Genomic DNA, 11,504 nt, shown 5'->3' with positions numbered 1-11,504 from the left:
ATTCCCCCCTGTGCACTAGCACCATTTCGGCTTTCAAAATAGGACGCTAGCACCCAAAAGGTGAGAAAACAGGGGTTGGAGGGATATTTGGGGGCAATTTGACGATCATCGCGGGAAAGGAATGTAGGCGGGCCAGAGGTAAATGGCCGATAAAGCGCTTACATCGAGCGCGATACCTGAGCCCCGCTGGAGCCTGGGCAAACCCAAGCGGATGCATCGATGATCACCGAAGTAGCAATTCACCTCGATGTCTTTCCGAACGGCGCAAGCCACCTTCGGCAATGGAATTCCGGGCGATGGCAAATATTGGTTCGAAGAATGGCGAAGCGCGGCGCTCCAGCCAAGATCCGGACACGCGAACAGGCCCCCGACCGGCATCCGATCGAGGGCCTGCGAGGGTTTCAGAGACGCGTCAGGTCCCGCGGCCCGCCCACTGGATCTCGTACGGCTTCAGGGTCACCCGCTTGCCGTCCACGGTGGCGGTGACGCTCGTGGCGGCCGTGTTCACCATGACGACCTGCCGTTCCTGCCCCAGCACCTTGATCCGCGGGTCGGAGGTGGTCACCGCCTCCAGTTGCGCCCCGGCGGGGAACCACTTGGTGAACCCGCTCAGCAGCCCCGCCATAGGCAGTTCCTGGCCCGTTCCGGACGACCAGAGGCAGCCGGGGCACTGCGTCCCGTCCTTCTGCTCCGGGTTCCAGTAGAGCGCCGACGTCACGCCGCTCCTGGCGAACTCCATCAGCGTCGTGGCCTGTACGGCGATGCGCTTGTCCTCGGTCCAGCCGGAGTTGGTGGGCTCGACGTACCACTCCGCCCACCACACCGGCATGTCGTTGCTCTTCTGCTTGAGCCAGGTGGTGACCGCGCCGAACTTGGCCTGGGCGGCGAAGTCGTCCGGGAGGTTGGCCTTGTCGTTGGTCATCGAGGCACCGTCGACGACGATGAAGTCGGCGCCCTTCTTGTGCTCGATCCAGTACTCGATCGCGTCCAGCGCGCGCTGGTCGACCGTGCCCCACGGGCCGCTGAGCTCCGAGGGGGACTTGCCGGAGTTGGTCTCGACCGGGATGTACGGACCGCCCACCTGGATGTCGCTGTTCACCTTCTTCAGCGCCGTATAGACCTTGTTGTACAGCTCCGTGTAGCCCTCGGCGTCCCAGCGGTTCGTGGCCGGGTTCCAGAAGCCCTTGAACTCGTTCCACACCATGAAGTACTTGACCGTCGGATACTGTTTGGCGATCTTCACGGCGAGCTTGGCGTAGTCGTCGAAGTGCTCGGGCTTGGGGGCGACCGTGTGGTTCTTGGACCAGTCCGTACGGCCGGCCTGCCCGCCCTTCATCCAGTCAGGCGCGCAGCACAGCGTGATGATCGGAACGGCCCGCGATGAGGCCATGAGCTTCAGCCGCCGGTCGAGATCTCGTAAGTTGAACTGTCCGGGGCTCGGCTCCGGATTGCCCACGCCCCAGCCCATGATGTGCTGGTTCTGCAGCATGGGGACCCGGCCGAGGATGCCCTTGGCCTGCTCGGTGATCTCGCGGGGCGAGTTGTCGGCGCTGTACTGGGTGTGGGTGACGCCCCAGCGCGGCCAGTCGTCCAGGGTGGGCGGCGGCGGCAGCGTCGGCGCCGGCTCGCTCGGCTGGACCTGGGCGACCTCACCGCCCTTGTACTCGTCGCGAGGGCCGCTCCGCGTGCCCGCGTACACCATGATCCCCGCGACGAGCACTATCGCGAGGATTCCAACGCCTAACGCGATCGGCCATGGTGGCCGTCGACGTGCGTGTTTGCCATCGGTGGGTATCACGGAGCCTCCACCCTCGCGCGTGGACAAGGGCCGGGACATCTCTCCCAGCCCTTCTCACGGTATATGTCAGTACTTGCAAGGGACTTGCGGTCGATCAAGACGTCGGCGGGCGCTGACCTCCGGCCGGACCTGGAACGCCCGCATAACGGTACGCTACCGGCTGCCTGCCCGGTTGCACGATGAGCAGCGTGCCCGGCTCGTCGGCGTAGAAGGCGCTTTCGACGGCCGCGGCGACGTCGGCGGCACTCAGCAACGGGAAGCCGGCGTTGACGAACATCTCCCGCGCCCCCGCCACCAGTGGCGTGTCCGTGAACCCCGGGCACACGGCGCCGATCCTGATCCCCTCCTTGGCCAGCGGCCCGGCCAGCGCCCTGACGAGCCCGACCACGGCGTGCTTGGTCATCGTGTAGATCGGGTCGCCGCCGAAGCCGACGAGCCCGGCCAGCGACGAGGTGACCACGATCGCGCCACCGCCCGAGCGCCTGAGCAGCGGCAGGCAGGCGGCGACGCCGAAGACCACGCCGTCCACGTTCACCCCGACGACCTTGCGGTATCGCTCGACGTCGAACTCCGCCAGGTCCACCCCGCCCGAGATCCCCGCGTTGAGGTGCACCAGGTCGAGTCGGCCGTAGGTGTCCTCGGCGAGCGCGACGGCCTGCCGCGAGGCCTCCTCGGTGCTGACGTCACCGGCCAGCCACACGCCGCCGACCTCCTTGGCGAGGCGCTCGGCGCCTTCGGCGTCGAGGTCGAGGATGACGCACTTGGCCCCGCCCGCCGACAGCCGCCGTGCCACCGCGGCCCCGATGCCGCTCGCCGCTCCGGTGATCAGTGCCACAGTGCTCATGTGCGCTCCCTCTATTGCTCAACGCCCAAAGGCTCTTACGACGGCTGGTCCAGCAGGCGGTGCGCGCGGGCGATGAGGGTGGGTACGGCGGAGCCGATGTTCTCGAAGCCGTCACCCACGGTCTTGCCCTGCCGGAAACGGGCGTGGATACCTTCCACTATGACCGCGAGCTTGAAGTTCCCGAACGCCACGTAGAACGGAAGGTCGGAGATGTCGCGGCCGGAGACCTTCGTGTAGTGGGCGGCGAACTCGGCGGCGTTCAGGAAGCCCGGGGCGATCGTCACGTCGCCCGCCACCGGGATCCCGGCCCGCTCCTCGTCGCCGGAGTCCTGCCAGTAGGTGAGTGTGAGCCCCAGATCGGCCAGCGGGTCGCCGAGAGTGGACATCTCCCAGTCGACCACGGCCAGGATTTCGGGCGGACCGGGCGCCAGCCGTACGAGCGTGTTGTCGAGCCGGTAGTCACCGTGCACGAGCGTGCTGGCGGAGCGGGCCGGCATGCGCTCGCCCAGCCGCTTGACCAGGCGGTCGTACTCCGGCAGGTCGGCGGTCTTCGAGCGGTCCCACTGCTGGCACCACCGGGCGAGCTGCCTGGCCAGGTAGCCGTCCGGGCGGCCGAAGTCGCCGAGCCCGACCTCCCGGTAGTCGACGGCGTGGATGGCGGCCAGCACCTCGGCGAGCCGTTCGGCCAGCCGGCGCGTCTCGGCCGGCGAGGGCGCGCCGAGCTGCTCGCGGGTCCTGGCGGCCAGCCCGTCCACGTGGCCCATCAGGTAGAACGGCGCTCCGATGACCTCCTCGTCGGCGCAGAACGCGACCGGCTCCGGCACCGGAACCGGCGTCGTGGCGAGCGCGGAGATGACCCGCCACTCGCGCCGCATGTCGTGCGCGGTGGGCAGCACGTGGCCGAGCGGCGGACGGCGCAGCACCACGCGGCGCTCACGGGTCTCGATGAGGTACGTCAGGTTAGACTTGCCGCCGGATATCAGCGAGACAGACAGGGGCTCGCCCGCGTCGGGCACGTTGTCGCCCATCCAGCCGGTCAGCCGAGGCCAGTCAATCCCAGGTACGGTCATGGACACACATTAGAACGTCACTCGGTCCTGAAGGCTAGCTGAGAGTTATGTAACGTTCCGGACCTGCGCAGACGACCATCATGTAAGACCACTTACCCTGGCTGTACAACAGCTACCTCCAAGCTAACTGAAGGTATGCCGACAGTAGGAGCCCATGCGCGTCACACTTGCTCACCCTCGCGAGCTGGGAGCACCTGAGCTGAGTCGATGGCGGACTCTCCAGGAGGGACACGCGGCCTTCGACAACCCGTTCCTGTCTCCAGAGTTCACGATCACGGTCGGTGAGCTACGAGACATGGTCCGCGTCGCCGTGCTCTACGACGGGCCCGACATCGTGGGCTTCTTCCCGTTCGAACGTCACCCCATGGGCATCGGCAAGCCGGTGGCCGCCGGGCTCACCGACGCGCAGGGGTTAGTCCACGCCAAGGACCTCGAGATCGACCCGCGCCGCTTGATCAAGCAGTGCGGGCTGTCGGTCTTCGAGTTCGACCACCTGGTCGCGGGCCAGCCGCTGATCGCCGAGCGGCATGAGCGCCACCCGTCGCCGATCATCGACCTGCGTGAGGGGCACGACCGCTACACCGAGTATCTGCGGCTGCACTCCGGCAAGACGTACAAGACGACCCTGGCCAAGTCGCGCAAGCTCCAGCGTGACATCGGGCCGGTCCGGCACGAGTACGCGACCACCGACCCGGCGCCGCTGCACACGCTGCTCGGCTGGAAGACCGACCAGTACCGGCGTACGGGGCGCACCGACCGGTTCGCGCACCAGTGGATCGTCGAGCTGGTCGAGCGGCTGCTGGCCACGCAGACCGAGGGCTTCGCCGGGGTGCTCGACATGATCTACGTGAACGACCTGCCGATGGCCGGCCATTTCGGTCTGCGCACGCGCACCACGCTCGCGGGTTGGTTCCCGGCGTACGACACGCAATACGCCAAATACTCCCCCGGCCTCATCCACCATCTCGCGATGGCCGAGCAGGCCGCCGGGTCCGGCATCCAGGTGATCGACATGGGCCGGGGCGAGAAGGAGTACAAAGAGAAGTTGAAGAACGGCGAGTTCCAGGTGGCCGAGGGCCGGGTCGCCACGATCGGCGCCGCTTCGGCGGTCCACTGGCTGGTGCGGGTGCCCCTGCGCAAGACCCGGGCCACCGTGCTGGCCAACCCGCTGCTGCACAAGACGGCCGACCGGGCGCTGAAGACGTTCGGCCGACTCCGCACGGCGCTCCAGTCGTGACCGAACGAGCCACGACCGAGCCGGTCGTGAAGAGGATCGCCGAGCGCACCGGCCGCCACTGCCTGCTGCTCCCGTCGAACCGCCTCGGCCTCTACCTCGCGCTGCGTCACTGGTGCACGCCGGGCCAGCGGCTGCTCATGTCACCGATCTCCGCCGACGAGATCCTCTTCCTGGTGCTGGCGGCGGGCCTGCGCCCGGTGATCGCGCCGCTGTCGCGCCGCGACGGCAACATCGACGCCTCCCGCGTGAACCTCGGCCAGGTGGACGCCGTCCTGACCACCAACCTGTACGGCCTGCCGGACGCCGTTTCCGCCTTCACCGGAAAAATCCTGATCGAAGATGTCGCCCACGCGATGGAGACCACCGTCGGCGGCCGGCCGTTGGGCACGTTCGGCCAGGCCGGGGTGTTCAGCCTCTCCAAGCACCCGGGCGCCGGGTCGGGCGGCGTCCTCGCGGTGGAGCGCCTGGAAGACCTGCGTGCCCTCGCACAGGCCCGCGACGCGCTGCTGGAGCCGGGCGCCTTCCGCGCCGAGCTGCTGGCCGTGGCCAGCTCGATGGCCCGCCAGGCCGCGCTCCGGCTCGACCTGGTCCGGCCCGCGCTCCGGCTCTCGCGCCTGCTGGGCATGGAGGAGTCACGCGAGGGCTACCGGATCCCGCTGCGGCCCGACGAGCTCGAAGTGGCCATGAAGCAGGTGCCGTCGCTGCCGCCGTTCGATCCGTGGGTCCGTGCCGACCTGCACGACTACCGTGCCCGGCGAGGGGCGCTGGCCCGCTGGTACCAGTCGAGGCGGCTGGCCAAGGTGCCCGGGGAGCGGGCCCGCCGGGTGGCGGGCGTCCGCCGGCTGGCGGAGCTGCCCTCGGTGGCGCAGGGCGTACGAGATCATGTCGACCAGCCGCTGTTCCGGGTGCCGCTGCTGGTGCGCGACCGGGACGCGGCGATCGCCGCGCTGGAGCGGCGCGGAGTGGTGACGGGTTACCTCTACGACCCGCCGTACGACGACTACGCGGCCGCCTTCACCGACCCCTCCCCCGATCCGGCCCCGGCCCGCTGGTGGGCCCGCCACGCCCTGCCCGTCGATCCGGTGTACGCCGACCGCTCCCTGCCGATCCTGCGCGAGCTCCAGCCCGCCTGAGACGGCTACGCCTCGGCGCGGATCAGGCGGAGGAAGGCCTTGAGCCCGGAGATCACCTCTTGGTTGTCGCCGAGCCCGTCCACCGTCTCGTCGAAGCGGCGGGTCATGCCGGTCATGCGCCGGTTGAGGTCGTGGTCGGCCGTCTCCAGGGCGTACCGCGTGGCGGCCATCTCCTCGCGCAGGCGTTCGAGGTCCTTGCCCAGCTCGTCGGTCCTGAGGTGGAGCGCGTCGGCCAAAGCGGCCAGCGAGACGACGTCCCTGCGCGGGTAGCGGACCTCCTCGGCCAGCGTCGTGACCCGCCGGCGAAGGTGCGACAGGTACGCGCCCACCGGGCGGAAACAGGTGGCGAGCAGGTAGAAGGCCGCGAAGTAGTAGCCCACCTGCGCGCCGGAGAAGAACGTGATGCCCACCAGCACGGCCGCCGACACGATGTGCCCGGCGATCGCGAGCCTGACCATCCGCCGGGCGATGTCGCGCGCCTCGTCCTCGCGGCCCTGCGGCACCTCGATGCCACGCTCACGCGACTCGGGGATGTCCTGCGCGACCCGGCGGGCGGCGAAGTACAGGTTCCACGGGACGGTGAGGAGGACGACCAGCCAGATGAGGCTGATGGCGCCCAGGCCGAGGGAGAGCAGCGTCGACAGCCGCACCCCCGCGTAGAGGATCAGCCAGGCGGTGATCAGGGTGCCGATGACCGAGGCCAGAAGTAACCACCATTTCATGCCTTCCACTCTGGCTCAGGAGGGAGGCTCGGCATCACCGCTCACATACTCATTCACGGCTGAGCACATCAGACCGGCCACTATCCGGCAGCCGCGCCTGACGTCGGCCAGCGTGGCCGAGCCGTACCCGATCACCAGGCCGTGGAGGCGTTCGGAACCGTAGTGGTGGCGGACGGTGGAGTCGAGCAGCACGCCCTTCTCCCGCGCGGCGGCGACCAGCGCGGGGACGGTCTCGCGGGGCAGCTCCGCCAGCAGGTGCAGGCCCGCCGTGTCGCCGTGCAGGCGGCAGAGCGGGCCGAGGATCTCGACGATCGCGCCGCGCCTGCGGGCGTACTCCAGGCGCATCCGGCGCAGGTGGCGGTCCAGGTCACCGCGTTCCAGGAGGGTCGCGACGGCCTGCTGGACCGGGCCGCTGGTGCGGTCCGACAGCGTGAGGCGGATGGCGGCGATCCGGTCGAGCAGTTCGGGTGAGCCGACCAGCCAGCCGACGCCGATGTCGGGGGCGAGGGTCTTGGAGAGCGTGCCGAGCAGGACGACGCGCGACGGGTCGAGGCCGTAGAGGGCGGGCAAGGGCGCCACGTCGTAGCGGAACTCGGCGTCGTAGTCGTCCTCCACGATGATCGCGCCGGTGCTCCTGGCCCAGGCGAGCAGCCGTTCCCTGCGCGGGATCGGCAGGCGGCCGCCGAGCGGGTACTGGTGGGCGGGCGTGGTGTAGAGGACGCGGAGGTCGTCGGGGAGCCCCTCGACGATCACGCCGTCCTCGTCCACCGGGCACGGCACGACCTTCGCGCCCCTGGCCGCGAACACCGTGCGCGCCACGTGATACCCGGGATCCTCGACGCCCGCCCGGCCGCCCTCGCCGAGCAGGGCCAGCGCGCACAGGTCGAGGCCGTTGCCGGTGCCCCTGGTGACCAGGACGTTCTCGGGGCCGACGGTCACGGCCCTGGCCCGCCGCAGGTGGTCGGCGAGCAGTTCGCGCAGGTACGGCAGGCCGTACGGGTCCGGGGAGTCACCCGGAGGCAGGTCGGCGGCCTTGCGCCAGGCCCGCTTCCAGGCGGCGCGGTCGTAGTCGCGCACCCAGGGCGTGCCGGGGGTCAGGTCGATCGTCCGCTCGGCCGGTGGGCGAGGCGGCGGCTCGGGGGCGGGCGGCGCCTCGACGGCGAGATGCGACGCCTCCAGCGAGGCCACGAACGTGCCGGAGCCGTGCCGCCCCTCCAGCCACCCTTCGGCGTACAACTGCTGGTACGCCTCCGTGACCACGGTCCTGCTCACCTGTAGCTGGCCGGCCAGCCCGCGCGAGGACGGCAGCCGCTCCCCGGGCGCGAGCGTGCCCGCGAGCATGGCCCGGCGCAGCCAGCCGGTGAGCTGCGCCGAGAGCGGGACGGCCGACTCCCTGGACAGGGATATGGGCAGGTCCACGAGGGTACGCACGAAAGTGGTCTCCGGGAAGCGGGCATTAGTGGCCATACAAGCTATGTCCACTTTCTCATTACGGTGGCGGCATGCTCTCCACCACACCCCGCACAACGCTCGGCCGCGAGAAGAACCGTGGCAGCAGCGACCGGAACGATCTGTACGAGGTGCTCGACACCGGCCTGTTCTGCCATCTGGGTGTGGTGGTCGACGGCCACCCCATGGTGGTGCCGACCGGATACGGGCGCCTGGGCGAGACCCTCTATCTGCACGGCTCCACCGGGGCGCGGTCGCTGCGCGCGGGCAGCGGCGCGGAGGTGTGCGTCACCGTCACCCACGTCGACGGCATCGTGCTGGCCCGGTCGATCTTCCACCACTCCGTCAACTACCGCTCCGCGATCATCTACGGCCACGCCAGGCTGCTGACGGACCCGGAGGAGCGGCTGACCGGGCTCCGCGTCCTGTCCGAGCAGCTCGCGCCCGGCCAGTGGGACTACGTCAGGAAGCCGTCGCCCAAGGAGCTGGCCGCGACCGCCGTGCTGGCCCTGTCGCTCGAAGAGGCGTCGGTGAAGATGCGGCGCGGCGGCCCCATGGACGAGGAGGACGACTACGCGCTGCCCGTCTGGGCGGGGGTGCTGCCGCTGGTGACGTCCTGGGGAGAGCCCGTGCCGGATCCGAAACTCCCAGAAGGTATGGATGTACCTGTTCACATCCGCGGCCGGGAGTAGTTCCATAAATCAGGAACCACCTGGCAAACTTCTCTCCTTGATCACGCGTCTCATCAGGTGGGCCCTACTCCTGATGGGGGATGGCGATGGAGTGGATCGCTCCTGGATATACGGAAATCAAGCAGCTCGGGGCGGGCGGCAGTGGCCGGGTCGTGCTGGCGGTGCACGATGAGACCGGCGTCAAGGTCGCGATCAAGTACCTCTCGGAGAGGTTAAGACGCGACCCGGTGGCCCTCGCCCGGTTCCAGTCGGAGGCGCGGCTGCTGACCACGCTGCGCGACCAGCACATCGCCACCCTGTGGGAGTACATCCAGGACGGCTACGGCGCGGCCATCGTGATGGAGCTGGTCAACGGCGTGTCCCTGCGGGCGCTGCTGCGCGAGCACGGGACGACGGGGCCGGAGGCGGCCCTGGCCGTCCTCAAGGGCTCGCTGCTCGGCCTGGCCAGGGCGCACTCGCACGGCCTGGTGCACAAGGACTACAAGCCCGAGAACGTGATCGTCCGCGACGACGGGGTCAGCAAGCTGGTCGACTTCGGCATCGCCGTCCACCAGGGGACCACCTCGCGTCCCGAGGGCACGCCCCCGTACATGGCGCCCGAGCTGTGGGAGAACCTGCCCGCCTCGCCCGCCACCGACGTGTACGCGGCGACGGCGGTGTTCTTCGAGTGCCTGACCGGGCACCGGCCGTACCGGTCGACCGAGCCGAGCGTGCTCGGTTACCAGCACATGCACGCGCCGATCCCGGTCCACGACGCCCCCGAGCCGGTCCGCGAGCTGATCACGCGCGGGCTGGCCAAGGACCCGGCCACCCGGCCCGTCAGCGCCGACGCGTTCGTCATCGAGCTGGAGGCGGCGGCGCGGGCCGCGTACGGCGAGGACTGGGAGGAGCGCGGCAGGCGGCGGCTGGCCGGGCTGGTGGCCCTGCTCGCCCTGCTCCTGCCCGTGCCGCAGCCGCCTCCCGCCCAGGTCACGACCTCACTGGCGCAGACCGTCTTCCGTACGACCCTCCGAACGGCCAAGCGGAACTCGGTGCGGCTGGGCACGGGCGTGGGGCTGGTCGCGGTCGCCACCATCGCCGTGATCGTCGCACTGTCGAGCCGTGACCGGGGGACGACGCCCATAGACGTGGCCCTGGTGGGGCCCTCGCAGTCGCAGGGCCCCGCCGAGCAGGCCCCGCCGGTCGCGGTGACCCAGCCGCCCGAGGAGTCCCCGGTCGACCGGCCCAGCGGCGATCCGTCCCCGCTCGCCGTAACCCCCACCAGCCCCGAGCCGGAGACCGCCGAGCCCGTGGCGGCCACCGCGCCACCGACCACCGAGCCCGCGCCCACCCCGACACCCAAGGTCACCAAGAGCGGTAAGCCCACGCCCAAGGTCACCAAGTCCGCTGAGCCGACTCCTACCAACACCCCCAAGCCGCCCAAGACCATCACGCCGACGCCCGTCGTCACCGTGACCACGCCCACAGTGACGCCGGCCCCGGTGACCTCGGTCGCGGGCCTCACGCTCGGCGGGCTGACGGTCGGCGACGACAACGTGGCCGGCTCCTCGCTCTCCGTCCTCACCACCGGCACGGGACCGGTCACCGCGACCGCCGCCTGGTCCGTGGCCGGCGCCCCCGTCCACAGCCAGACCCTGCGGCTGACCGGCGGCCGGTCCTATGACCGCTCGCTCAGCTACACCATGGACGAGCGCCCGTGCGGCAAGAGCGTCACGCTGACCGTCACCACCTCCCCCGCCGCTCCCGGCGGGGCGCGGACCGCCACGGTGAACGTGCCGCCCTGTCCCACCCGGGTGACGGGCCTGCGGGTGTCGCTCAACCTGGCCGCCTCGCCAGGACGTACGGCTCAGGCCCAGGTCAGGGTGACCACCAGCGGCACCGCCGAGGTCCCCGTGGAGGCCGCGTTCGCGCTGAACGGCGACCAGGTCGCCACCCGCTCGGCCACCCTGTCCGGTCAGACGGCCTACTCGCGGACGTTCACCCACGCCTTCAGGTCCCGCCCGTGCGACGCCACCGTCTCGGTGGTGGTCCGCGCGGGCGACCGGACGGCCACCGCCCGGACCAGGGTGACCTGCCCGCCGAGCGTACGGAAGGTGTCGATCGTGCGGGCCTCGCTCAGCCCGCGCGGCGTGGCCACCGCCGTCGTCTCGGTGACCACCGGCAACGACCAGCCGGTACGGCTCGGCGTCTCCTTCTCCCTCGGCGGCCGCATCGCGCACACCGAGGCCCTGGCCCTGTCCGGCGAGACCTCCTACACCAGGACCGTGAGCTTCACCTTCGACAAGGTGCCGTGCGGGACGTCCTGGCTCGTGACGGCCGCCACCCGGCCCAGGGCGGACGGCGGCGGCGACAGCTCGGGCGGCACGACCGCGGCCTGCGAGGAGGAGGACCCGCAGAAGGATCCGCCGAAGGACGACACCGAGACCGAAGAGCCGAAGACCCCGGACACCCCGTCCCCTGACACCAAGTCCCCGCCGTCCGACGATTCCGGAACCATCGGCTGACCTCCAGATTTAGACTTGTCTGGAGATAACCTGTGAGAAAGCCGTTACGTCTGGT

Annotated in this window: 9 protein-coding genes; 4 read left to right on the top strand and 5 right to left on the bottom strand. The window is 70.1% G+C overall.

Annotation, left to right across the window (positions count from 1 at the left end):
* Positions 1-412: 412 nt before the first annotated feature.
* The 3 genes from AB0F17_RS15200 to AB0F17_RS15190 form a co-directional block, all read right to left on the bottom strand.
* Positions 413-1,720 (bottom strand): xylan 1,4-beta-xylosidase, encoded by a 1,308-nt coding sequence (locus AB0F17_RS15200; protein WP_358022094.1) that lies wholly within the window; start codon positions 1,718-1,720, stop codon positions 413-415.
* Between the two features lie 172 nt (positions 1,721-1,892).
* A complete protein-coding gene (locus tag AB0F17_RS15195; protein WP_358022091.1) occupies positions 1,893-2,642 on the bottom strand; it encodes an SDR family NAD(P)-dependent oxidoreductase in 750 nt (249 codons plus the stop codon).
* A gap of 35 nt (positions 2,643-2,677) precedes the next feature.
* Entirely contained in the window at positions 2,678-3,712 is a 1,035-nt protein-coding gene (locus tag AB0F17_RS15190) for a phosphotransferase family protein (protein ID WP_358022088.1), read from the bottom strand.
* A gap of 154 nt (positions 3,713-3,866) precedes the next feature.
* Here AB0F17_RS15190 and AB0F17_RS15185 point away from each other — a divergent pair, with 154 nt between their 5' ends.
* Positions 3,867-4,949, top strand: coding sequence for a GNAT family N-acetyltransferase (locus tag AB0F17_RS15185; RefSeq protein WP_358022085.1), 1,083 nt, complete (start codon positions 3,867-3,869; stop codon positions 4,947-4,949).
* The gene (locus tag AB0F17_RS15180; protein ID WP_358022082.1) at positions 4,946-6,082 is read left to right on the top strand and encodes a DegT/DnrJ/EryC1/StrS family aminotransferase; all 1,137 of its coding nucleotides are present in this window, start codon (positions 4,946-4,948) and stop codon (positions 6,080-6,082) included. Before AB0F17_RS15185 ends, AB0F17_RS15180 begins: the two co-directional genes overlap by 4 nt.
* 5 nt (positions 6,083-6,087) lie before the next feature.
* Here AB0F17_RS15180 and AB0F17_RS15175 read toward each other — a convergent pair whose 3' ends face one another.
* Both AB0F17_RS15175 and AB0F17_RS15170 read right to left on the bottom strand, forming a co-directional pair.
* On the bottom strand, positions 6,088-6,804 hold the full coding sequence (locus AB0F17_RS15175) for a hypothetical protein (RefSeq protein ID WP_358022079.1): 717 nt from the start codon (positions 6,802-6,804) through the stop codon (positions 6,088-6,090).
* A gap of 15 nt (positions 6,805-6,819) precedes the next feature.
* Complete coding sequence (locus AB0F17_RS15170; protein ID WP_358022076.1) at positions 6,820-8,235, bottom strand: PLP-dependent aminotransferase family protein; 1,416 nt, start codon at positions 8,233-8,235, stop codon at positions 6,820-6,822.
* A 71-nt stretch (positions 8,236-8,306) separates the two neighbouring features.
* Between AB0F17_RS15170 and AB0F17_RS15165 the strand changes: the two genes are divergently transcribed.
* Complete coding sequence (locus AB0F17_RS15165) at positions 8,307-8,945, top strand: pyridoxamine 5'-phosphate oxidase family protein (RefSeq protein WP_358022073.1); 639 nt, start codon at positions 8,307-8,309, stop codon at positions 8,943-8,945.
* 86 nt (positions 8,946-9,031) lie between these two features.
* Complete coding sequence (locus AB0F17_RS15160; RefSeq protein WP_358022070.1) at positions 9,032-11,449, top strand: protein kinase; 2,418 nt, start codon at positions 9,032-9,034, stop codon at positions 11,447-11,449.
* The last annotated feature ends 55 nt before the right edge of the window (positions 11,450-11,504 follow it).

Origin of the sequence: Nonomuraea sp. NPDC026600 (genome assembly GCF_040638335.1) — a bacterium.
GTDB lineage: Bacteria > Actinomycetota > Actinomycetes > Streptosporangiales > Streptosporangiaceae > Nonomuraea.
The sequence above is the reverse complement of the archived record's forward strand: the minus strand, read 5'-3'. Positions and strand labels throughout refer to the sequence as shown.